This is a genomic window from Vibrio sp. AH4, from assembly GCF_030710545.1.
Classification (GTDB): domain Bacteria; phylum Pseudomonadota; class Gammaproteobacteria; order Enterobacterales; family Vibrionaceae; genus Vibrio; species Vibrio metoecus.
This window is the reverse complement of record NZ_JALAIV010000003.1, coordinates 784043-803960: the sequence shown is the minus strand read 5'-3', so window position 1 is coordinate 803960 and position 19918 is coordinate 784043. Positions and strand designations below refer to the sequence as shown.

At 42.8% G+C, this 19918-nt stretch carries 30 protein-coding genes and 8 pseudogenes; 34 read left to right on the top strand and 4 right to left on the bottom strand.

What is annotated here, in order from left to right; all coding sequences use genetic code 11:
* The first annotated feature begins 118 nt into the window (after positions 1–118).
* On the top strand, positions 119–181 hold the full coding sequence (locus tag MKA69_RS18270) for a DUF645 family protein (RefSeq protein WP_371131885.1): 63 nt from the start codon (positions 119–121) through the stop codon (positions 179–181).
* A 27-nt stretch (positions 182–208) separates the two neighbouring features.
* Here MKA69_RS18270 and MKA69_RS16810 read toward each other — a convergent pair.
* Positions 209–1359, bottom strand: a protein-coding gene (locus MKA69_RS16810) for an IS3 family transposase (RefSeq protein ID WP_305847673.1) whose coding sequence is annotated in 2 segments (ribosomal slippage) — positions 209–1116 and positions 1116–1359 — 1152 coding nt in all. Because the reading frame shifts where the segments join, the coding sequence is not laid out codon by codon here.
* A gap of 468 nt (positions 1360–1827) precedes the next feature.
* Here MKA69_RS16810 and MKA69_RS16805 point away from each other — a divergent pair.
* The 10 genes and pseudogenes from MKA69_RS16805 to MKA69_RS18265 all read left to right on the top strand — a co-directional run bounded on the left by MKA69_RS16805 (position 1828) and on the right by MKA69_RS18265 (position 6435).
* Positions 1828–2007 carry a DUF645 family protein gene (locus tag MKA69_RS16805; RefSeq protein WP_305848648.1) on the top strand — a complete coding sequence of 60 codons (180 nt, stop codon included), beginning with the start codon at positions 1828–1830 and terminating at the stop codon, positions 2005–2007.
* 354 nt (positions 2008–2361) lie between these two features.
* A pseudogene (locus tag MKA69_RS16800) lies at positions 2362–2487 on the top strand (DUF645 family protein); the annotation flags it as partial.
* Positions 2453–2569, top strand: coding sequence for a Tfp pilus assembly protein (locus MKA69_RS16795; protein ID WP_079993838.1), 117 nt, complete (start codon positions 2453–2455; stop codon positions 2567–2569). The pseudogene MKA69_RS16800 and the gene MKA69_RS16795, both read left to right, overlap by 35 nt.
* 170 nt (positions 2570–2739) lie before the next feature.
* Complete coding sequence (locus MKA69_RS16790) at positions 2740–3222, top strand: hypothetical protein (protein WP_305848521.1); 483 nt, start codon at positions 2740–2742, stop codon at positions 3220–3222.
* Positions 3223–3385: 163 nt separating this feature from the next.
* The gene (locus MKA69_RS16785; protein WP_001071526.1) at positions 3386–3745 is read left to right on the top strand and encodes a VOC family protein; all 360 of its coding nucleotides are present in this window, start codon (positions 3386–3388) and stop codon (positions 3743–3745) included.
* Positions 3746–3892: 147 nt separating this feature from the next.
* Positions 3893–4240 (top strand): hypothetical protein, encoded by a 348-nt coding sequence (locus tag MKA69_RS16780; RefSeq protein ID WP_000933409.1) that lies wholly within the window; start codon positions 3893–3895, stop codon positions 4238–4240.
* A 154-nt stretch (positions 4241–4394) separates the two neighbouring features.
* Positions 4395–4679 (top strand): MazG nucleotide pyrophosphohydrolase domain-containing protein, encoded by a 285-nt coding sequence (locus MKA69_RS16775; RefSeq protein WP_017448465.1) that lies wholly within the window; start codon positions 4395–4397, stop codon positions 4677–4679.
* A 152-nt stretch (positions 4680–4831) separates the two neighbouring features.
* Positions 4832–5329 (top strand): GNAT family N-acetyltransferase, encoded by a 498-nt coding sequence (locus MKA69_RS16770; protein WP_033933253.1) that lies wholly within the window; start codon positions 4832–4834, stop codon positions 5327–5329.
* Positions 5330–5465: 136 nt separating this feature from the next.
* Positions 5466–5981 carry a lipocalin family protein gene (locus MKA69_RS16765; RefSeq protein WP_305848520.1) on the top strand — a complete coding sequence of 172 codons (516 nt, stop codon included), beginning with the start codon at positions 5466–5468 and terminating at the stop codon, positions 5979–5981.
* 303 nt (positions 5982–6284) lie between these two features.
* Positions 6285–6435, top strand: a pseudogene (locus MKA69_RS18265) (DUF645 family protein).
* Positions 6436–6671: 236 nt separating this feature from the next.
* On the opposite strand, the gene MKA69_RS16760 reads toward MKA69_RS18265, so the two are convergent.
* Positions 6672–7004: a PBPRA1643 family SWIM/SEC-C metal-binding motif protein gene (locus tag MKA69_RS16760; protein ID WP_000039952.1), complete on the bottom strand. Its 333-nt coding sequence runs from the start codon at positions 7002–7004 to the stop codon at positions 6672–6674.
* A 292-nt stretch (positions 7005–7296) separates the two neighbouring features.
* On the opposite strand from MKA69_RS16760, the gene MKA69_RS16755 reads away from it, so the two are divergent.
* From MKA69_RS16755 to MKA69_RS16705, 12 genes and pseudogenes are all read left to right on the top strand, one after another.
* Positions 7297–7833 carry a hypothetical protein gene (locus tag MKA69_RS16755; RefSeq protein ID WP_017048474.1) on the top strand — a complete coding sequence of 179 codons (537 nt, stop codon included), beginning with the start codon at positions 7297–7299 and terminating at the stop codon, positions 7831–7833.
* A gap of 69 nt (positions 7834–7902) precedes the next feature.
* Positions 7903–8049, top strand: a complete 147-nt coding sequence (locus MKA69_RS16750) for a hypothetical protein (protein WP_017048473.1) — start codon at positions 7903–7905, stop codon at positions 8047–8049.
* A gap of 196 nt (positions 8050–8245) precedes the next feature.
* Positions 8246–8658: pseudogene (locus MKA69_RS16745) on the top strand (VOC family protein).
* A gap of 67 nt (positions 8659–8725) precedes the next feature.
* Complete coding sequence (locus MKA69_RS16740; protein WP_238844663.1) at positions 8726–9175, top strand: HNH endonuclease; 450 nt, start codon at positions 8726–8728, stop codon at positions 9173–9175.
* A 184-nt stretch (positions 9176–9359) separates the two neighbouring features.
* A complete protein-coding gene (locus tag MKA69_RS16735) occupies positions 9360–9641 on the top strand; it encodes a hypothetical protein (protein WP_173402485.1) in 282 nt (93 codons plus the stop codon).
* Positions 9642–9846: 205 nt separating this feature from the next.
* Positions 9847–10383, top strand: coding sequence for a GNAT family N-acetyltransferase (locus tag MKA69_RS16730; RefSeq protein ID WP_019281268.1), 537 nt, complete (start codon positions 9847–9849; stop codon positions 10381–10383).
* A 295-nt stretch (positions 10384–10678) separates the two neighbouring features.
* Positions 10679–10798, top strand: a pseudogene (locus MKA69_RS16725) (DUF645 family protein); the annotation flags it as partial.
* Positions 10770–10886: pseudogene (locus MKA69_RS18260) on the top strand (Tfp pilus assembly protein). The pseudogenes MKA69_RS16725 and MKA69_RS18260, both read left to right, overlap by 29 nt.
* A 179-nt stretch (positions 10887–11065) precedes the next feature.
* The gene (locus MKA69_RS16720; RefSeq protein ID WP_230606137.1) at positions 11066–11524 is read left to right on the top strand and encodes a hypothetical protein; all 459 of its coding nucleotides are present in this window, start codon (positions 11066–11068) and stop codon (positions 11522–11524) included.
* Positions 11525–11864: 340 nt separating this feature from the next.
* The gene (locus MKA69_RS16715; protein ID WP_050503185.1) at positions 11865–11999 is read left to right on the top strand and encodes a DUF645 family protein; all 135 of its coding nucleotides are present in this window, start codon (positions 11865–11867) and stop codon (positions 11997–11999) included.
* A gap of 353 nt (positions 12000–12352) precedes the next feature.
* Positions 12353–12475: pseudogene (locus tag MKA69_RS16710) on the top strand (DUF645 family protein); the annotation flags it as partial.
* Positions 12459–12563 (top strand): annotated as a pseudogene (locus MKA69_RS16705) (cell shape-determining protein MreC); the annotation flags it as partial. The pseudogenes MKA69_RS16710 and MKA69_RS16705, both read left to right, overlap by 17 nt.
* Before the next feature lie 147 nt (positions 12564–12710).
* Here the strand turns inward: MKA69_RS16705 and MKA69_RS16700 are convergent.
* On the bottom strand, positions 12711–13010 hold the full coding sequence (locus tag MKA69_RS16700; RefSeq protein WP_000802136.1) for a type II toxin-antitoxin system RelE/ParE family toxin: 300 nt from the start codon (positions 13008–13010) through the stop codon (positions 12711–12713).
* Positions 13007–13249, bottom strand: coding sequence for a type II toxin-antitoxin system ParD family antitoxin (locus tag MKA69_RS16695; RefSeq protein ID WP_001107719.1), 243 nt, complete (start codon positions 13247–13249; stop codon positions 13007–13009). The genes MKA69_RS16700 and MKA69_RS16695 overlap by 4 nt, the downstream gene beginning before the upstream one ends.
* A gap of 368 nt (positions 13250–13617) precedes the next feature.
* On the opposite strand from MKA69_RS16695, the gene MKA69_RS16690 reads away from it, so the two are divergent.
* From MKA69_RS16690 to MKA69_RS16640, 11 genes and pseudogenes are all read left to right on the top strand, one after another.
* On the top strand, positions 13618–13800 hold the full coding sequence (locus tag MKA69_RS16690; RefSeq protein WP_055032888.1) for a DUF645 family protein: 183 nt from the start codon (positions 13618–13620) through the stop codon (positions 13798–13800).
* Between the two features lie 230 nt (positions 13801–14030).
* The gene (locus MKA69_RS16685; RefSeq protein ID WP_000621922.1) at positions 14031–14903 is read left to right on the top strand and encodes a hypothetical protein; all 873 of its coding nucleotides are present in this window, start codon (positions 14031–14033) and stop codon (positions 14901–14903) included.
* A 153-nt stretch (positions 14904–15056) separates the two neighbouring features.
* Positions 15057–15344, top strand: coding sequence for a hypothetical protein (locus MKA69_RS16680; RefSeq protein ID WP_055032887.1), 288 nt, complete (start codon positions 15057–15059; stop codon positions 15342–15344).
* Positions 15345–15480: 136 nt separating this feature from the next.
* On the top strand, positions 15481–16038 hold the full coding sequence (locus tag MKA69_RS16675) for a hypothetical protein (protein WP_095463011.1): 558 nt from the start codon (positions 15481–15483) through the stop codon (positions 16036–16038).
* Positions 16039–16189: 151 nt separating this feature from the next.
* Positions 16190–16576 (top strand): MmcQ/YjbR family DNA-binding protein, encoded by a 387-nt coding sequence (locus tag MKA69_RS16670; protein ID WP_029628680.1) that lies wholly within the window; start codon positions 16190–16192, stop codon positions 16574–16576.
* Between the two features lie 137 nt (positions 16577–16713).
* Complete coding sequence (locus tag MKA69_RS16665) at positions 16714–17241, top strand: hypothetical protein (RefSeq protein WP_001232638.1); 528 nt, start codon at positions 16714–16716, stop codon at positions 17239–17241.
* Between the two features lie 294 nt (positions 17242–17535).
* Positions 17536–17716, top strand: a pseudogene (locus tag MKA69_RS16660) (DUF645 family protein).
* 176 nt (positions 17717–17892) lie between these two features.
* The gene (locus MKA69_RS16655) at positions 17893–18381 is read left to right on the top strand and encodes a dual specificity protein phosphatase family protein (protein WP_084981366.1); all 489 of its coding nucleotides are present in this window, start codon (positions 17893–17895) and stop codon (positions 18379–18381) included.
* 296 nt (positions 18382–18677) lie between these two features.
* Entirely contained in the window at positions 18678–18857 is a 180-nt protein-coding gene (locus tag MKA69_RS16650; protein ID WP_305848519.1) for a DUF645 family protein, read from the top strand.
* Between the two features lie 196 nt (positions 18858–19053).
* Positions 19054–19368, top strand: a complete 315-nt coding sequence (locus tag MKA69_RS16645; RefSeq protein WP_305848518.1) for a DUF4144 domain-containing protein — start codon at positions 19054–19056, stop codon at positions 19366–19368.
* Positions 19369–19518: 150 nt separating this feature from the next.
* Positions 19519–19836: a hypothetical protein gene (locus tag MKA69_RS16640; RefSeq protein ID WP_305848517.1), complete on the top strand. Its 318-nt coding sequence runs from the start codon at positions 19519–19521 to the stop codon at positions 19834–19836.
* Positions 19837–19918 lie beyond the last annotated feature (82 nt).

The window sequence follows — 19918 nt, the reverse complement described above, 5'->3', positions numbered from 1 at the left end:
TTTTAGCGTTCAAATTGCACAATTTGGCTTTTGAGTTTTTCTTATGCCGATTTGGTAGAAAGTGTGGAATGCTCGGCAGTTTCAAAGTCGCTGAAAACCATCAAACCTCGATGCTTCAATGTTGTTGGATGTTCCACACGGAAAGTTTGGTTTCACAAAAGGCTGTATCATCGCTGTGTGATCTGCTCCAGCCAGACTGGACACTTCATTAAGCGACATTTTGTTGTTCAAAGTTAACTGGGCTTAGATACCCAAGAGCACTGTGCCTTCTCATCCGATTATAATCAACCTCTATATACTCGAAGATCGTTTGGCGCATCTGGTCTCTCGTCATAATCGGCTCATATTGGATCGCTTCCACTTTCATAGAATGGAAGAAGCTCTCAACACAAGCATTGTCCCAGCAATTTCCTTTCCTACTCATACTTTGTTCTAGATTATAAGCAGTTATGAGATCTCGATAATCTTTTGAGCAGTACTGACTACCTCGATCACTATGAACGATAACCTGCTCGGGGAATCCGCGACGGAACATCGCCATTGATAGCGCATCACAGACCAGCGTAGCCGTCATTCTGGTATCCATAGACCATCCAATTACTTGTCTTGAGTAAAGGTCAATAATTACCGCCAAGTACAGCCAGCCTTCGCTTGTCGCTATATAGGTGATGTCTCCAGCCCATTTTTCATTCGGAGCAGATGCGCTAAAGTTCTGAGCCAACAGGTTTGGAGCAACAGGCATTTGATGCTTGCTGTCCGTAGTGCACTTAAACTTGCGTGCCGCTTTCGGCGTTAAATCTTGACGCTTCATACTGGCAGCAATGGTTTTAACATTGTAGCTATCACCGCTCTCAGACAGTTCTTTTTGGATACGCCTTGAGCCATCTCGGCCTTTGCTGTTGGCGAAAGCTTCTTTAACTTTTGTATCAAGCTGTTGGCGAATAGCCTCACGTTGGATGGCGTTGTGTCGATGCTTAATCCAGTAATAAAACCCACTTCGGGATATCCCGAACACCTTAGCCATACGCACTATACTGAAGCACAGCAGGTGTTCGAGCATAAACTCGTAGCAATCTACTTTAGATTCTTCGCGAAGTAGGTGGCGGCCTTTTTTACAATTTCTAGCTCTTCTGCTTGCTCAGCCAACTGCCTTTTGAGCTTGGCAACCTCTGCGGCTAGCTCTTGCTCTCGCTGACTAGTACTGGTGTCTTTCTTCGAGTTCTTCCGCCACCCGTAGATTTGAGATTCGTGTAAAGAAAGCTGTCTTGCTGTCGCAGCTACTCCCACTTTATCTGCTAACTTCAGGGCTTCTGCTTTAAATTCAGGGGAATGTTTAATTCTAGTTTTCTTAGTTGTCATTGTTCACCTCGTTAGTGATTGTACTCACTTAACTCAGTGTCCAAAACTGCTGGGGCGGATCATTCAGATAGTATGCAGAATTTTATCCATAAAATGTCCTTCAAACCTACTAAGGGTTTTGAGGCTGTTCCGTCAGTAGAATTTGAAGTAAATGTGTAAATTATTTTGCTAACAAACGCCTCAAGAGGGACTGTCAACGCGTGGCGTTTCCAGTCCCATTGAGCCGCGGTGGTTTCGGTTGTCGTGATTGAGTTTTGTGTTATGCGTTGTCAGCCCCTTAGGCGGGCGTTAGCTTCTTAAAGGTAGAAATCATCAAAATCCAAGCTCAATCGTTCTGAAAAATCCGCTTTTAGCGTTCAAATTTCACAATTTGGCTTTTGAGTTTTCTTGATGCTGATTTGGTCGAACGTGTTGAAAATTCAGCAGGTTCAAAGCCGCTGAAAACCCACAAGCCTCGATGCTTCAACGCTGTTGGATGTTCAACACTCAAAGTTTGGTTTCACAAAATACTGCATCATCGCTGTGATCTGGCTTTCTTTGTCGCGGACTCTTAACCGTGGCCAACTTAGCCTTGAGCGTTTTAAGTTTTGGCAGCCAACTTCACAGCTTTTGGTGTTGGACGTGTGTTTGCTTGATGCTTTTGCGTAAAATCACTTTCAAGCAAAGGTGTTTAAAAGTTATTTGGAAACAATAGGCTACGAAGCTAACAAACGCCTCAAGAGGGACTGTCAACGCGCGGCGTTTCCAGTCCCAATGAGCCGCGGTGGTTGCAGTTGTCGTGTTTGAGTTTAGTGGTAATGCGTTGCCAGCCCCTTAGGCGGGCGTTAGCTTCTTAAAGGCTGGAATCATCAAAATCCAAACTCAATCGTTCTGAAAAATCAGCTTTAGCATTCAAATTGCATAAGTTGGCTTTTGCGTTTTTTCTTGATACTGATTTGGTCGAACGTGTTGAAAGTACAGTGGTTTCAAAGTCGCTGAAAATCATCAAACCTCGATGCTTCAATGTTGTTGGACGTTCCACACAGAAAGTTTGGTTTCATAAAAGGCTGCATCATCGCTGTGATCTGGTTTTCTTTGTCGCGGACTCTTAACCGTGGCCAACTTAACCTTGATCGTTTTGAGTTTTGGTAGCCCACCTCACAGCTTTTGGCGTTGGACGTGTGTTTGTGTGATGCTTTTGCGTAAAATACTTTTCAAGCAAATGTGTTAGAAAGTCATTGTGAAACAATAGGCTACGAAGCTAACAAACGCCTCAAGAGGGACTGTCAACGCGTGGCGTTTCCAGTCCCATTGAGCCGCGGTGGTTACGGTTGTTGTGTTTGAGTTTAGTGTTAATGCGTTGTCAGCCCCTTAGGCGGGCGTTAGCTTTCAGGAGATAAAATGAAGCTTCAATGGTCTAGAGCATTCCAAATTCGAGAGTTATTAAATAATGTGGCATCAGAAAATACCGTGAGACCACCTTGCAGTAACGGTGTTTACATAGTTACCAGAAAGCCTTGGTTAGAGGAACCATCGGTTTTAGATTTGCCACTTTATTTTGGCGGGAATACTCAAAATACGAACAGATTTCGAACGAGAATTGGCTGCTTGATCGCCGACTTAATGGGCTTTTACTCTGAGGGTAGCGGACATCATAGTGGTGGGCAATCTCTCCATCAGTGGTGTCAGGAAAATGCCATAAACCCACAAGATTTATACATTGGTTGGGCAACAAGTATCGAGAGCTGGTGTGCTAGATGTGCCGAGAATTCAGTGGCAACATCACTTACCCAAGGGAATTGGCAAGGTAACTTCAACGCTATCGGATTGTTAAATAAAAATCGCCCATCGGCCTGTAAAATTCATAACGTTGCTGTGGAATAAACTAAAGCTAACAAAGCATTTAAGAGGGACAGTCAACGCTTGGCAGTTTTTGTTTGGGTTGGCATTTGAGGTTACGGCTGGCTAGTTTGAATGTAGTTGTTTGCGTTGTCTGCCCCTTAATGCGGCGTTATGCGCTAATTGGAAAAATTGACAGGAGTTAACAATGAACCAGCATGAAAAGCTTAATTATGTGGAGTTTGCAGCGAACGACTTAGAGTCAACGAAAGCGTTCTTTTCAAAGACTTTTGGCTGGAGTTTTGTTGACTATGGACCTGAATATACAGCTTTCTCAAATGAAGGCTTAGACGGTGGTTTTTTCAAGGCTGAGCTTTGTAGTCGGACTGAAAATGGTGGCGCACTGTTAATTTTCTACAGTTCAGACATTGAAGCAACTTTAGAAAAAGTCGTGAAAAATGGCGGTCATATCATCCGTCCTATCTTTGAGTTTCCTGGTGGTTGTCGTTTTCATTTTACAGAGCCAAGTGGAAATGAATTTGCTGTTTGGTCTGAAGCACGCGCATAACAAACGCCTCAAGAGGGACTGTCAACGCGTGGCGTTTCCAGTCCCAATGAGCCGCGGTGGTTATGGTTGTTGTGTTTGAGTTTAGTGTTATGCGTTGCCAGCCCCTTAGGCGGGCGTTATGTTGCTAAGGATGGACGTTGGAATAAGATGCTAAATTTATTGAGGTTTTTTCTCATAAGCAATCTCACTGCATCAGCAGTTGTGGTCATGTTTGAGAAATCTACGGGTTTCTTTGGCCTGAGGTCTTGGCCCGATTATGCATTCTTTGTTGTGGTGATCCTTTGGGGGTTAGCAGCCTTATTTTTTATGTACCCACCAGAAGGCGGTTTTGGTGGTGATAGAGCAGAAAGTGTAGCGGGTTCAATGGTGGATAGTTCGGTGGCTAATGAAATTGACAGTGAGCGTTTTTCATCAAACACGATGCTTTGTATCAAACTTTTTGTTTCAGGGTTACCTGCATTTCTAACATGCATAATAGTTAGCACCGCAACATAACAAACGCCTCAAGAGGGACTGTCAACGCGTGGCGTTTCCAGTCCCAATGAGCTGTGATGGTTTCGGCTGTTGTGTTTGAGCTTAGTGGTAATGCGTTGCCAACCCCTTAGGCGGGCGTTATACGCTTTATGGAAAATGATACAAAAAGGACGTTATGAAGTTATCTGAGTTACAAAGTCATATAAAAGAATTCGATTATGCGCCAGAGCAATCTGAACACTATTTTTTAAAACTAATCGAAGAAGTTGGCGAATTATCGGAATCTATTCGCAAAGGTAAAAGTGGACAACCAACGCTAGATGAACTTAAAGGTTCAATCGCAGAAGAGTTATATGACGTCTTGTATTATGTTTGTGCTTTAGCCAATATTCACGGTGTAAACCTTGAGAAAACGCATGAACTAAAAGAAGTTTTGAACAAGGTTAAGTACAACCGATAGAACGCGTATAACAAATTGTTCAAGAGGGATTCAGCACGCGTGGCATTTTTAATATGCGTTGGTTTAAGTGATTAAGGTAGTATGCGGTAGCATCGGTGTTGCGTGCTTCACCCCTTAACAAGGCGTTATGCATTTTTTAGGAAAGAGGAACCATGGTTGTTGAAGTCAGGCGAGCAGAGCCATCTGATGCTAAAGCGATAAAAGGAATTTATGAGTGCCCAAATGCCTACACCGGCACATTACAACTTCCTTTTCCATCCTCAGATATGTGGGAAAAACGTTTCCAGAATATTCCAGAGCATGTTTATGCCTATGTGGCAGTAGTGGACGGTGAAGTAGTAGGTAATTTGGGCTTTGAGCTATGTACCAATCCGCGACGTCGTCACGTCGGCACATTCGGTATGGGCGTAAAAGACGATGCTCAAGGTTTAGGTGTTGGTAGTGCTTTGCTGAAAACAGTTATTGATTTGGCGGATAACTGGCTGAATTTGAAACGAATCGAATTGACGGTCTATGTGGATAACGAACGAGCGATTAATTTGTACAAGAAGTTTGGCTTTGAAATTGAAGGTGAGTCGAAAGCTTATGCGTTCAGAAATGGCAGCTACGTTGACGTTTACCATATGGCTCGCGTTGTGGCACATGCATAACAAACGCCTCAAGAGGGACTGTCAACGCGTAGCGTTTCCAGTCCCATTGAGCCGCGGTGGTTTCGGTTGTGGTGTTTGAGTTTAGTGGTCATGCGTTGTCAGCCCCTTAGGCGGGCGTTAGGTATTTGGAGTTATCATGAGAGCTATCGTTTTGATTCTTTGCGCCGTTTTATTGAATGGCTGCTTGGGCATGCCCGAATCAGTAAAACCGGTGTCGGATTTTGAACTGAACAACTATTTAGGTAAATGGTACGAGGTTGCTCGACTCAATCACTCCTTTGAAAGAGGTTTAAGTCAGGTTACTGCGGAATACAGTGCTCGAAATGATGGTGGTATTTCGGTTCTTAATCGTGGTTATTCTGAAGAGAAAGGTGAGTGGAAGGAAGCGGAAGGTAAAGCTTACTTTGTGAATGGCTCAACAGATGGCTATCTGAAGGTTTCATTTTTTGGCCCGTTTTATGGCTCCTACGTAGTGTTTGAGTTAGACCGTGAAAACTACAGTTATGCTTTTGTGTCAGGGCCGAATACAGAATATCTGTGGTTACTTTCAAGAACGCCGACTGTAGAGCGAGGCATTCTGGACAAGTTCATAGAAATGTCGAAAGAGCGTGGTTTTGATACAAATCGGCTCATTTACGTTCAGCAGCAATAAATACCTAACAAACGCCTCAAGAGGGACTGTCAACGCGTAGCGTTTCCAGTCCCAATGAGCCGCGGTGGTTGCAGTTGTTGTGTTTGAGTTTAGTGGTATGCGTTGCCAGCCCCTTAGGCGGGCGTTAGTTTCTCTCAGGAAAAATCATCAAAAATTCACGCACAAGGTCTGAAAATTGAGCCTTTATCGTTCAAGCTGCACAATTTGGCTTTTGGGTTTTTCCTGATGCTGATTTGGTAGAACGCGTTGAAAGTTCAGCGGTTTCAAAATCGTTGATAACCAACAAGCTTTGATGCTTCAACGTTGTCGGACGTTCAACTTGATCAGTTTGGTTTCATAAAAGGCTGAATCATCACTGTGATCTGGCTTTCTTTGTCGCGGACTCTTAACGTTTTGGCAGCCAACGTCACAGCTTTTGGCGTTGGACGTGTGTTTGAGTGATGCTTTTGCGTAAAATGACTTTCAAGCAAATGAGTTTAAAAAGTCATTGTTAAACAATAGGCTACGAAACTAACAAACGCCTCAAGCGGGACTGTCAACGCGTGGCGTTTCCAGTCCCATTGAGCCGCGGTGGTTTCGGTTGTTGTGTTTGAGTTTTATGGTAATGCGTTGCCAGCCCCTTAGGCGGGCGTTATACCGTTTTAACGTTAAAAGCCGTCAGAAAACGGCTTCTAATGTAATTACCGAAAGTTAAGCACAGCACTTCTTATACTTTTTCCCACTTCCGCAAATGCACGGATCATTACGGTTTGGTGTTTTATCAAAGGTAATAGTTTTAGGCTTATGTAATAGTGTATCGAGTTCAACAATGTTCTCTGGTTGCTTTGGGTCTATGGCAATGTTGGCCACTATAGAGTGCTCAGAAAGCAATGCTTCGATTTCTGCTTTACGAGCCTCGGTTGGAACGACAACATTGATTGGAGCTTCTTCAGTGCCTGCTTTTATATCACGCTTTACGTTGTAGCCTGAAATGACGTGGTTTAGCCGAGCATCGATTCGACCTTTGAAGAATAGTTTGGACATTTGAAACTCACTGGTGGTTGGTGTGGTGTAATTGGTGCGCGATTATACGGTACTATGGCAATTGATAAAGAAGTTCCTACAATGCGCAGCAGATTACGGTATAACAAACGCCTCAAGAGGGACTGTCAACGCGTGGCGTTTCCAGTCCCAATGAGCCGCGGTGGTTACGGTTGTTGTGATTGAGTTTAGTGGGAATGCGTTGCCAGCCCCTTAGGCGGGCGTTATGCGTATTGCCTGCACGAGATATGATATGATACTGAAGTTAGGTGATTTTATGGTTGGGACTAGATAAGTGAGTATAGAGCAGGATCTTCAAGAAACAGTTTCATTTTTACAGGACTTCATAGATCAAGTCGATTTAGGGCTTAGTGTAGAAAGCTTGTGTGACGATGATTTTGAGGCTTTAGTTCGTGATGATCGCACGGTGCTTAATTGGCTTGGCATGCATGGACATTACTTGCATGACGATTCTTTTCATTTGGGCTTCCGATTAGTCTCGGGGTTACAAATAGATGGAGCAATGCTTGGCGTCTATGCTTCGTCTGATGGTAAATTGCATATATTTTTGATTGAATCACTAGTTCGAGATGAAAGACATCACCCTTTGAATGGGCGTTTGACAACTTTGGTTGTTATTGCTGCGACATATTTTTTAGCCTTGAGAGAGGAAAGTGTAGGTGCATACATTGTTCAACCGCATGAAGATTTGGTCCAACATTATGAGAAGTTTGGCTTCGAAGCCACCACTGGTGAAAATGTTGCAATGTATGCTAGTTATGAAGCCTTGCAAGAAGCGCAAGAGCGCATAATGTCAGAATTGCTAAATTAAACTTAAATCTTCATTCGTGTACTGAGTTAGGCTATAATGTACCCATGTGGAGAGTTCGTTGGAGGAACCATGAACAAGACAAATACTAAACGCTTATCAGCACAAGATATGCGCAAGTTACTCCTAAAGAATGCTAAGACTTTAATGTCTAATAAGTATAGAACTTCTGCTCCAGAGTTATCTGGTGAAAAGAAAAAACAAGTAGTTTGCTCATAGCCTAATACGCATAACAAATTGTTCAAGGTGATTCCAAACGCGTGGCATTCGCAGTTTGAATCACCTTTTTGCGTTTATGGCGCCCTCATTTTAGTTTTTCGTAAGCGTTTCTCACACCTTAACAAAGCGTTATGTGCTTTCTCGAAAAATCTTGAAGTAGTGTAGAATTCGGTTTTTGAAATCTTGAGAAGTCAGTATGTCTAAAGTCGTTCAACAGCAAATCGGCAATATCGCACTTGTCGTAGAAAACTACGATGATGCTATTGAGTTCTATACAAAAAGTTGCAGTTCAGTTTGGTTGAAGATACAGATTTAGGTGGTGGTAAGCGTTGGGTTCAAGTTTCGCCGCCAAACTCGAATGGAACGAATCTACTTCTTGCTCAAGCAAGTAACGAAGAACAAACTCAATTCGTAGGTAATCAGACTGGAGGTCGTGTTTTTCTGTTTCTACAAACGAATGACTTCTGGCGAGATTATGAGTTAATGAAGGCCAATGGTGTTGTTTTCAACGAAGAACCACGAGTTGAAGAGTATGGGACAGTGGTTGTGTTCCAAGATCTTTATGGAAACAAATGGGATTTATTGCAGCTGAACAAGGCTCATCAATAGCACGCACATAACAAACGCCTCAAGAGGGACTGTCAACGCGTGGCGTTTCCAGTCCCAATGAGCCGCGGTGGTTGCAGTTGTTGTGTTTGAGTTTGGTGGTATGCGTTGTCAGCCCCTTAGGCGGGCGTTATGTGCTTTAATTTGTGAATGGGGAAGTATGATTAATCAAAAATTACATAGTGAAATGATGCGCTTAGGCTATTCTGATGCCGATGCGATTGTTTTTGTAAGAGCTAATGGTAAATGTGAATATTGTAACGTTGACCTCATTCATGATCGCATTGCTTTCGATTCTGCACAGTTTGATCACATTATTCCCAAATCTAAAGGCGGGGATAATTCTGTAGAAAATTTAGCGTTATCCTGCAAAATTTGTAATAACGCTAAGACTACTTATTTACCCGAAGGCCAGACACGAGAAGCTCGAATAGAAAGTGCCAAAATGCACATTCAATCTCGAAGAGAACATGCAAATCAGTTTTGGCAAAAGGTTAGCTCAATTTTTCGTAGTTGCTAAAAGGTGGTTTACTTAAAAACGCACATAACAAACGCCTCAAGAGGGACTGTCAACGCGTGGCGTTTCCAGTCCCATTGAACCGCGGTGGTTTCGTCTGTTGTGATTGAGTTTAGTGGTAATGCGTTGTCAGCCCCTTAGGCGGGCGTTATATTTCTTTTCAGTTCAACCATCAAAAGGATTCATCATGAACGTGGATAAGGCGAAAAAACGCATATTGAAACGAGTGCAAAGAGGTTTCAAAGGATATCCGCAAATATCATTAGAGTATTTCGGTGAAACGACCGATTTGGCGACCGAAGTAGTCATCACTTTTGTTCCTGAAGAAAACGCCGAACCACAAATTCAGAGATTTACGAGTGACAAAGATGCCCGTGAAGATGAAGCGATTCAATCGGTATTGCTAAAAATCATTGAGCGAGCAGAAGCTGCGACTGTTTTAGAGAGCCGAGAAATATCGGTTATTTAATGATTTTTGGCAATGCTCAACGTTCTATCACGTTAGAGTTGAGAACGAAAATATAACAAACGCCTCAAGAGGGACTGTCAACGCGCGGCGTTTCCAGTCCTATTGAGCCGCAGTGGTTTCGGTTGTTGTGTTTGAGTTTGGTTGTTATGCGTTGCCAGCCCCTTAGGCGGGCGTTATGTGTCCTCAGTGAAAATAAGACGGAACTATGTTCATAGAATCATTAAAAATCAGGCTTCGCTCACTTGAAGTTGAGGATGCTGAATACTTTTATCAGTGGTCTGGTGATAGGGAAGTGACACAATTCAGCCTGTCAGCTTATGCCTATCCGCAATCTCGTTCAGATATTGCTAAGTGGCTGTCGGACATTAACTCAAGTTCAAAGACGATTTCTTTTGGTATCGAGTGTAGAGAAAGCCAAAAACTGATTGGTTATGCTGGTATTTCAGGGATTAGCTCACTTAACCGAAGTGGTGAGTATTTTATCCTCATTGGTGATAAAGCATTTTGGGGCAAGGGGCTAGGAACAGAAGTCACGCGTTTAGTCACTAATTATGGATTCCGAGAGCTTGGCTTACATCGAATAGAATTGACCGCATATTGTGACAACGTAGCGGCAATCAAAGCGTATGAAAAGGCAGGCTATCAGCACGAAGGTATCAAAAGAGAATCGGGTTATCGCAATGGCCGATTCATGGACAAAGTCCAAATGTCCGTTTTATCGCGAGAGTGGCCGGCCACATAACAAACGCCTCAAGAGGGACTGTCAACGCGTGGCGTTTCCAGTCCCATTGAGCCGCGGTGGTTGCAGTTGTTGCGTTTGAGTTTGGTGATATGCGTTGCCAGCCCCTTAGGCGGGCGTTAGCTTCTTAAAGGCTGTAATCATCAAAATCCAAACTCAATCGTTCTGAAAAATCAGCTTTTAGCGTTTAAATTGCACAAGTTGGCTTTTGCGTTTTTTCTTGATTCTGATTTGGTCGAACGTGTTGAAAGTTCAGTGGTTTCAAAGTCGCGGAAAATCATCAAACCTCGATGCTTCAATGTTGTTTGACGTTCCACACAGAAAGTTTGGTTTCATAAAAGGCTGCATCATCGCTGTGATCTTGCTTTCTTTGTCATGAACTCTTAAGTGTGGCCAACTTAGCCCTGATCGTTTTGAGTTTTGGCAGCCAACTTCACAGCTTTTAGCGTTGGATGTGTGTTTGCTTGATGCTTTTGCGTAAAATGCCTTTCACGAAAATGTGTTAAAAAATCATTGTTAAACAATAGGCTACGAAGCTAACAAACGCCTCAAGAGGGACTGTCAACGCATGGCGTTTCCAGTCCCATTGAGCCGCGGTGGTTACGGTTGTTGTGTTTGAGTTTGGTGTTATGCGTTGCCAGCCCCTTAGGCGGGCGTTATAGCGCAATTCTACTTCGGAGGAAATTTGGAAAACTCGATTATTAATGAAATCAAAAAAATCAGAGCAGTTCTGGAATCTATCGATAAATCAGAGTTTCACTCAAACACGAGTTTTTATCAGTGTTTAAATGGCTTTCCTGGAGGCTGTTGTGGTGATACATCTCGGCTTTTAGGTTTATTTTTGAAGCAGAATTACGACAAAGACTGTACTTATGTTTCTGCTAGAGGGCTTGGTAATAATAGAGAGCAATCTCATGCTTGGCTGCAATGTGACGGCTATATTATTGATATTACAGCTGATCAGTTTAACTCTATCGGTTATAACCTTGATAAAGTGATCATCTCTAAAAGTAGTGAGTTTCATGAAAACTTCTCTAGAGTTGAAAAGTTTAAGCTTAACGTCGATAAATTGAGTCGAACCCCAATTCCTAGCGTGCTACATCAAGTCAATGAACGAATGCAAAGTGCAACATTTGCGCTATAACAAAGCGTTAAAGAGGGACTTGGCACGCGTGGCATTTTCAATTTGCGTTGAGTTTAGTGGTTAAGTTGTCATGCGGTTACTTTTGTATTGCGTGCCTGCGCCCCTTAACGCGGCGTTAGCTTCTTAAAGGCTAGAATCCTCAAAATCTGGGTTTAATTGTCCTGAAAATTCAGCTTTTAGTGTTCAAGTTTCACAATTTGGCTTTCGAGTTTTTTTGATGCCGATTTGGTAGAAAATGTTGAATGTTCAGCAGTTTCAAAACCGCTGAAAAACATCAAGCCTCGATGCTTCAACGGTGTTGGATGCTTAACGCGGCAAGTTTGGTTTCACAAAAGGCTGCATCATCGCTGTGATCTGGTTTTCTTTGTCGCGGACTCTTAACCGTGGCCAACTTAGCCTAGATCGTTTTAAGTTTTGGCAGCTAACTTCACAGCTTTTGGCGTTGGATGTGTGTTTGTGTGATGCTTCTGCGTAAAATGGCTTTCAAGCAAATGTGTTTAAAAATCATTGTTAAACAATAGGCTACGAAGCTAACAAACGCCTCAAGAGGGACTGTCAACGCGGAGCGTTTCCAGTCCCAATGAGCCGTGGTGGTTACGGTTGTTGTGTTTGAGTTTAGTGTTATGCGTTGCCAGCCCCTTAGGCGGGCGTTAGTTTCTATCTAGAAAAAATCATCAAAAGCTCAGATTCAATGCCCTGAAAAATCAGCCTTAAGCGTTCAAGTCGCACTATTTGGCTTTTGAGTTTTTCCTGATGCTGATTTGGTAGAAAGTGTTGAAAGTTCAGCTATTTCAAAGTCGCTGAAAACCCACAAGCCTCGATGCTTCAATATTGTCGGATATTCAACACGGCAAATTTGGTTTCACAAAAGGCAGCATTATCGCTGTGAGCTTGCTTTCTTTGTCGCGGACTCTTAACCGTGGCCAACTTAACCTTGATCGTTTTTATATTTGACAGGTAACTTCACAGCTTTTGGCGTTGGATGTGTGCATGTTCGATGCATTTGCGTAAAATGACTTTCAAGAAAATGTGTTTAAAAATAATTGTTAAACAATGGGCTACGAAACTAACAAACGCCTCAAGAGGGACTGTCAACGCGCGGCGTTTCCAGTCCCATTGAGCCGCGGTGGTTTCGGCTGTTGTGGTTGAGTATAGTGTTATGCGTTGTCAGCCCCTTAGGCGGGCGTTATGCGCCGAATATTGGGTTCACATCCATGCTCTTATGAAGAATTCGGATCACCCGGATTTGTTGGCTGCCGGTTTGCTGATAAAAGATGACGTGACTCCCTTGGGGAAATTTTCTGTATCCCTCTCGGATTTCATCGCATGATTTACCAATGTCGGGATTTTCCGCTAAAAGCCAAAAGGAATCATCGAATTGCTTTAAATAAACATTTCGCTGCTCTTTTCCCCAGCGTCGTTGAGTGAATAAAGCAATATCACGTAAATCGGCTTTGGCGGCGACGGTAAGATTAAATGGTTTCATCGAATGTTTTCACTATCGAGTTCATTGATGAAGCTATCAAGGTCATAATCAGCGTCACCACTTTGCTCTCCTTCAATAAGTAGTTGACGGAGTGACTGTAGTTTGGTTTCTTGGTTTTCGAGTAGACGTAGCGCAGAGCGAATGACTTCACTTGCTGAGCCGTAACGCCCACTTTGTATTTGGCTTGTAATAAAGCCATCGAAGTGTTCACCAAGAGTGATACTTGTATTTTTAGCCATGAGCCCATCTCCATAAATACCAAAAAGTACCTAATTATGGTATCAAATGGCATTTTGGGCAAGGCGCGCATAACAAACGCCTCAAGAGGGACTGTCAACGCGCGGCGTTTCCAGTCCCATTGAGCCACGGTGGTTTCGGTTTTTGTGTTTGAGTTTAGTGGTAATGCGTTGCCAGCCCCTTAGGCGGGCGTTAGTTTCTATTTAGAAAAAATCATAAAAAGCTCAGATTCAATGCCCTAAAAAATCAGCCTTAAGCGTTCAAGTTGCACAATTTGGCTTTTGAGTTTTGCCTGATGCTGATTTAGTAGGAAGTGTTGAAAGCTCAGCTATTTCAAAGTTGCTGAAAACCAACAAGTCTTGAAGCTTCAATGTTGTCGGATGTTCAACACGGCCAGTTTGGTTTCACAAAAGGCAGCATCATCGCTGTGATCTGGTTTTCTTTGTCGCGGACTCTTAACCGTGGTCAACTTAACCTTGATCGTTTTGAGTTTTGGCTGCCAACTTCACAGCTTTTGGTGTTGGACGTGCGTTTGTTTGATGCATTTGCGTAAAATGATCTTCAAACAAATGTGTTAAAAAGTCATTGTTAAACAATGGGCTACGAAACTAACAAACGCCTCAAGAGGGACTGTCAACGCGCGGCGTTTCCAGTCCCAATGAGCCGAAGTGGTTACGGTTGTTGTGTTTAAGTTTGGTTGTTATGCGTTGTCAGCCCCTTAGGCGGGCGTTATGTTGTTTTATTAGAATAGGTCAGGTATCAACTTCATAAATGAGAGGTTTTATGATTCGAGTCTATAATGCAGATAGAAAAGGCACAAAAAATCATAATTTTATTATGAAGCATTTAGGTGCTTCTCCAGTTGCTGCTGCGGAGAGAATAGAGGGAATGTTTGCTCACCAAAATATTTGTTCGCTTAGCTCTGATTGTTCTGTAAATACACATGATTTTATGGGGCGAGTGATCCGCCGCCAACCTCTCTTGGAGCATTTACATGAGTTTTGTTGCTATGCGAAAACGTTCAATATTTCTGAATACACATTAAAGATTAATAGCCCTCTAAGACTACTGGATTTATGGGAAGACGATCCTATAGGTAGTGCAGGTCCAAAAGTTGTTGATTCAAATAACCTAACACCATCACAACAAAATGAAATTCATAAGCTGTTTACACCATTTTCAGACGTCATTTATCCACAACACATATTCAGTGTTTTCTCTCAGAAAGATATCAAAGGCATAAAGCGCTACTATTCCAATAACAACTTATTTGCAAGTGAACTCAAAAAACGGAAGGAACGTTCAAAAGCGATTGGTGAGGATTTTAATGAATCGCAGTATCAAGAAATTATTTGGCTTGATTTCACGTTCAAATTAAAAAATTGGGCATTAGAAAATGGCTTTGACTCGTTTGTCTATGCAAATCATAAAGAAGGTAATGGTGAAGACACATATGTTACGTTGTTACCCAATCAGGTTAGCTACTCAGGTGCATCACTTGAATTCAATGAGGAAAAGTACCTAGCTGAAATGCCACAATTGATAAGTAAAATGATAGGTAACATGAGAAATAAGCCTTTACACATGGCTAATCATGTTCTCTGGGCACAGAAAGACCCTATGTGTTATTGGGAATTGAGTCAATCAACAACATAACAAACGCCTCAAGAGGGACTGTCAACGCGTGGCGTTTCCAGTCCCATTGAGCCGCGGTGGTTGCAGTTGTTGTGTTTGAGTTTAGTTGTTATGCGTTGCCAGCCCCTTAGGCGGGCGTTATGTGTTTATGGCGAATGTCTTATGGAGGAGATAATGAAAGATCCAGATATTGAATTCTCGAATTGGAAACTAGAGAGGAAAAAGGGAATTCTTAGGTTTGTTGTACTCACTTCGCTTCCCGCTATATTAGGCGTGATGATCGGACGAAGTATTGAACCTATATTTGTGTCTGAAACAGCTTGGAGTTGGGTGCAAACCACTGAAATATTATTGAGTGGCTGTTGGGCTGCGGTTGGTTCCATTGCTCTCAGTTTAGTGATTTGGCAGTGGCGTGAGAGAAAGTATAAACGTCATATAGCCCAATTTAAGCAACACACATAACAAACGCCTCAAGAGGGACTGTCAACGCGTGGCGTTTCCAGTCCCATTGAGCCGCGGTGGTTGCAGTTGTTGTGTTTGAGTTTAGTGGCATGCGTTGCCAGCCCCTTAGGCGGGCGTTATACAAACGGAGTTAGCTATGGGTCTGGATGACTTGGGACTTGAAACGTTGCCACTTCAAAGAGAGCTTATTGAGTCTGTTTTATGCTCATTTATGCATGAAGAAAATGTGGTTGCAGGTGTTTTACTTGGTTCACTTGCAGCAGGTACTGGCGATAGAGTTTCCGACGCGGATGTTCTTATCTTTACTCAAAACAACTTTCATAATGACTCTAATCGCTGCTTTCAGACATTCGAGTCGGGAAAAGAGATTTTCTATTGTTTAAGTGGGGCTCACAACGAAAATGCTTATTTCAAAAAGTACATTTTTGGTGACCTGACAAGTGCTGAAATTCATTGTCTAGATTTAAGTGAGCCTTTTGAGATATCAAAACCATTTAAGGTGCTGTTTGATAAAGCAGGAATGGTTGAAAGTCGACTAACCGACATTCCTGCGCCGAAGCACGAAGATTTCCCAACGTATGTTCATGGTGACAAAGGTTTGATTTGGGAGCTTTTCGATTGCATCAAGTGGCTAAGCCGAGAGAACAATCAGTTGGCTAAAAATTATTTGAAAAAGCTATCAGAAAAACTGTGAATGTTTGTATAACAAACGCCTCAAGAGGGACTGTCAACGCGTGGCGTTCCCAGTCCCAATGAGCCGCGGTGGTTGCGGTTGTTGTGTTTGAGTTTAGTGTTATGCGTTGCCAGCCCCTTAGGCGGGCGTTATGAGGCTATAGGAAAACAAGATGAATCACGATGAGTTCAACCAATTTTGTCGTTCCTTTCCTGCTACTACATACGTAGTGCAATGGGGTGGTTCTCATGTTTGGAAAGTGGCGGGAAAAGTGTTTTCTATTGGCAGTATCGGCAAGGATCAGCAACCCGTTTTTACTTTCAAAACATCGGATTTGAACTTTGAGTATCTGAGTGAGCACGATGGTTATATTCCCGCCCCTTACTTCGCCAACCGAGGTATGAAGTGGATCCAACAAACGGAGACGTCAGGTGTATTAGACGAAGAGTTGAAGTATTACTTGTCTGAGTCCTACCGTCTTGTTGTGCTCGGGCTTAGTAAAAGGTTACAGAAAGAGTTGGGAATTACGTCAAGAGCAGACGGTGAATCCGCCTCATAACAAACGCCTCAAGAGGGACTGTCAACGCGTGGCGTTTCCAGTCCCATTGAGCCGCGGTGGTTGCAGTTGTTGTGTTTGAATTTGGTGGTAATGCGTTGTCAGCCCCTTAGGCGGGCGTTATAGCGCAGGAGAAAATAATGCGTAAGACAATCAGTGTTACAGATAAAGAAGAAATCGCGGTTCTAAAACAGTTGGTTATGGATTCAATCGATAAATCTGTTGAACAAATACGCACTGAACGAGATGCATACGGATTGTTTTCAAAAATGAAGTTTGGCGGTGTAGGGGTTGATCCGCTGGATTCTGAGCGTGAGTTGAATGTAATTGAACAAATTAATCAATCATTTACTTACTTAGCGTCATTTAACGCAATGGAAGTTTTGTTTAAGTATCACTCTGAGTTAGCTCCATATACCCTAAATTTAGGCACGGCTTCAGGTTCAGATATTGAGTCACATTGTGGAACTTTAGCGGCTGAAGTTTTTGCGTCAGTCACACCAAACAATAATCAAAAACTCAAAAAAGATATCGACAAGGTTGCTGCTACAGATGCACAGCTGAAGTATGTATTTTTTATGTGTCCAAATTTTGAATATGGGCGTCAAATTAAGTTTGAACGTGATAGTGTGGTGGTATGGGCGCTTGAAGGTGCAAATGCGCTATAACAAACGCCTCAAGAGGGACTGTCAACGCGTGGCGTTTCCAGTCCCAATGAGCCGTGGTGGTTGCAGTTGTTGTGTTTGAGTTTGGTTGTTATGCGTTGCCAGCCCCTTAGGCGGGCGTTAGCTTCTTAAAGGCTGGAATCATCAAAATCCAAACTCAATCGTTCTGAACAATCAGCTTTTAGCGTTCAAATTGCACAAGTTGGCTTTCGAGTTTGTCGGATTCTGACTTGGTAGAAAGTGTTGAATGCTCAGCAGTTTCAAAGTCGCTGAAACCCATCAAGTTTCGATGCTTCAATGTTGTTGGATGCTCCACACGGAAAGTTTCGTTTCACAAAGGCTGCATTGTCGCTGAAATCGCGCTTTCTTTGTCGGAAATTCGGTAAGTGGCCAACTTAACCTTGATCGCTGCGAGTTTTGGTTGCTCACTTCACAGCTTTTGGTGTTGGACGTGTGTTTGAGTAATGCTTTTGCGTAAAATGCATTTCAAGCAAATGTGTTTAAAAATCATCGGTAAACAATGGGCTACGAAGCTAACAAACGCCTCAAAGGGACTGCCAACGCGTGGCGTTTTCAGTCCCATTGAGCTGCGTGGTTACGGTTGTTGTGTTTGAGTTTAGTGGTAATGCGTTGCCAGCCCCTTAGGCGGGCGTTATGTGTTTTGAGGCTCAATTGAAAAATCTTTTCTTCGTAACTAATTCTGTAGCAGGGCGCTGTGGGCCAGACAAAGTCATGTGGGATCTGGAAGAGTTGTGGCTATCTGGAGTTCGGGCAATTATTTCGGTCAATGACGGAGAGAATGTTCATTTTTCACGCCTAAAGGCTATTGGTTTTGCGTATGAACACATTCCTCTTTCGAGTAATGCACCAGTACAAAGTGGTGATTTTGAGGTTTGTCTTGATGCATTGCCTCGAATTATCAAGTTCATTGAACAAAATGAGACTCAAGGCAAAGTTATAGTACATTGCAAATCGGGCAAAGATCGGACAGGGCTAGCATTAGCAGCATACCTTTTAAAATCCAAAGGTTTCGGTGTAAAAGAATCAATGGCGGCTGTAAAGGATGTTCGTGATATTGCTTTCAGTGCACCAGACTGGGATTGGTTTACAGAAAAAGTTTTGGTTGGTCTGTCTAACACATAACAAACGCCTCAAGAGGGACTGTCAACGCGTGGCGTTTCCAGTCCCATTGAGTCGCGGTGGTTACGTTGTTGTGTTTGGGTTTAGTGGTAATGCGTTGCCAGCCCCTTAGGCGGGCGTTAGCTTCTTAAAGGCTAGAATCATCAAAATCCAAGCTCAATCGTCCTGAAAAATCCGCTTTTAGCGTTCAAATTCCACAATTTGGCTTTTGAGCTTTCTCGATGCTGATTTGGTTGAACGTGTTGAAAGTTCTGTGGTTTTAAAGTCGCTGAAAACTAGTACACCTCGATGCTTCAACGTTGTTGGATGTTCAACACTCAAAGTTTGGTTTCACAAAAAGCTGCATCATCGCTGTGATCTTGCATTCTTTGTCGCTGACTCTTAACCGTGGCCAACTTAGCCTTGATCGTTTTGAGTTTTGGCAGCTCATTTCACAGCTTTTGGCTCTGGACGTGTGTTTGCGTGATGCTTTTTCGTAAAATCGCTTTCAAGCAAAGGTGTTTAAAAGTTATTGGGAAACAATAAGCTACGAAGCTAACAAACGCCTCAAAGGGACTGTCAACGCGTGGCGTTTCCAGTCCCACTGAGCCGCGGTGGTTGCAGTTGTTGTGTTTGAGTTTAGTGGTAATGCGTTGTCAGCCCCTTAGGCGGGCGTTATGTTTATCGGAGAAGTTCATGGTCAATTGGCCTTGTATTCTGAAATTAGATGGTGACGATGAGCTTGTTTATTTGGGTTCTGAGGCTGATTTGAATTGTGAGTGTGTGGAGCTGATCGTTAGTCCAAGCGATCGAGTCATTGATTCTGAAGGTTTTGTCTATTCAATAGTTTCAGATAGCTCAGCAGTTAACTTGATTGGAAACTCAACCCAGATTTCAGCAGAGGAAGCGTCTAGATTGATTCAACGTCATGAGTTTTGTTTAGCGGAAGTCTGTTTGACTAAAATTCAGTTTGAAACAGTCTCTGAAGCATTTAACTGTTTGAAATCTTAGGCCAAATAAACATAACAAACGCCTCAAAGGGACTGTCAACGCATGGCGTTTTCAGTCCCAATGAGCCTCGGGGTTTGCAGTTGTTGTGTTTGAGTTTAGTGGTAATGCGTTGCCAGCCCCTTAGGCGGGCGTTAGCTCCCATAGATTAAGATGAAAAATATGAAAAGTGATCAATCAATTAAACAGTTAACAAAAAAACAATTTGTAGATCCAATAACAGGTGAGATGAATATTCACTATTACTGGAAAAGAAACAAAACTCCTAAAATTGAAATTACTGGAAAACTGCCAAATAAATTGTCAGGCTTAACATTAATAAAAAAAGATTTAGATAATGCTTTAAAGTGGGTACAACAAGCCAGAAAGCTTGCATCAGAAAATAGCGACGATGGTTCCGAAAAGCGTTATAAAGCTTCAGGTGAACGTGAAATATTTGACCAAATTAAAGCCTTTTTGTTGCATCTTTAACTTTCTATGGCAAATGTTTTACCGAAGCAAATGGGAGAGGTGCACAGGTTTCCAGAAGCTGGCTCAGTGAAGAGTATAAAGA

Bases quoted from the DNA above. Each gene is read 5' to 3' on its own strand.
- MKA69_RS16790 (WP_305848521.1), top strand. From the start codon at position 2,740: ATGAAGCTTCAATGGTCTAGAGCATTCCAAATTCGAGAGTTATTAAAT.
- MKA69_RS16785 (WP_001071526.1), top strand. From the start codon at position 3,386: ATGAACCAGCATGAAAAGCTTAATTATGTGGAGTTTGCAGCGAACGAC.
- MKA69_RS16780 (WP_000933409.1), top strand. From the start codon at position 3,893: ATGCTAAATTTATTGAGGTTTTTTCTCATAAGCAATCTCACTGCATCA.
- MKA69_RS16775 (WP_017448465.1), top strand. From the start codon at position 4,395: ATGAAGTTATCTGAGTTACAAAGTCATATAAAAGAATTCGATTATGCG.
- MKA69_RS16770 (WP_033933253.1), top strand. From the start codon at position 4,832: ATGGTTGTTGAAGTCAGGCGAGCAGAGCCATCTGATGCTAAAGCGATA.
- MKA69_RS16765 (WP_305848520.1), top strand. From the start codon at position 5,466: ATGAGAGCTATCGTTTTGATTCTTTGCGCCGTTTTATTGAATGGCTGC.
- MKA69_RS16760 (WP_000039952.1), bottom strand. From the start codon at position 7,004: ATGTCCAAACTATTCTTCAAAGGTCGAATCGATGCTCGGCTAAACCAC.
- MKA69_RS16750 (WP_017048473.1), top strand. From the start codon at position 7,903: ATGAACAAGACAAATACTAAACGCTTATCAGCACAAGATATGCGCAAG.
- MKA69_RS16735 (WP_173402485.1), top strand. From the start codon at position 9,360: ATGAACGTGGATAAGGCGAAAAAACGCATATTGAAACGAGTGCAAAGA.
- MKA69_RS16730 (WP_019281268.1), top strand. From the start codon at position 9,847: ATGTTCATAGAATCATTAAAAATCAGGCTTCGCTCACTTGAAGTTGAG.
- MKA69_RS16700 (WP_000802136.1), bottom strand. From the start codon at position 13,010: ATGAAACCATTTAATCTTACCGTCGCCGCCAAAGCCGATTTACGTGAT.
- MKA69_RS16695 (WP_001107719.1), bottom strand. From the start codon at position 13,249: ATGGCTAAAAATACAAGTATCACTCTTGGTGAACACTTCGATGGCTTT.
- MKA69_RS16690 (WP_055032888.1), top strand. From the start codon at position 13,618: ATGTTGTCGGATGTTCAACACGGCCAGTTTGGTTTCACAAAAGGCAGC.
- MKA69_RS16685 (WP_000621922.1), top strand. From the start codon at position 14,031: ATGATTCGAGTCTATAATGCAGATAGAAAAGGCACAAAAAATCATAAT.
- MKA69_RS16680 (WP_055032887.1), top strand. From the start codon at position 15,057: ATGAAAGATCCAGATATTGAATTCTCGAATTGGAAACTAGAGAGGAAA.
- MKA69_RS16675 (WP_095463011.1), top strand. From the start codon at position 15,481: ATGGGTCTGGATGACTTGGGACTTGAAACGTTGCCACTTCAAAGAGAG.
- MKA69_RS16670 (WP_029628680.1), top strand. From the start codon at position 16,190: ATGAATCACGATGAGTTCAACCAATTTTGTCGTTCCTTTCCTGCTACT.
- MKA69_RS16665 (WP_001232638.1), top strand. From the start codon at position 16,714: ATGCGTAAGACAATCAGTGTTACAGATAAAGAAGAAATCGCGGTTCTA.
- MKA69_RS16655 (WP_084981366.1), top strand. From the start codon at position 17,893: ATGTGTTTTGAGGCTCAATTGAAAAATCTTTTCTTCGTAACTAATTCT.
- MKA69_RS16645 (WP_305848518.1), top strand. From the start codon at position 19,054: ATGGTCAATTGGCCTTGTATTCTGAAATTAGATGGTGACGATGAGCTT.
- MKA69_RS16640 (WP_305848517.1), top strand. From the start codon at position 19,519: ATGAAAAATATGAAAAGTGATCAATCAATTAAACAGTTAACAAAAAAA.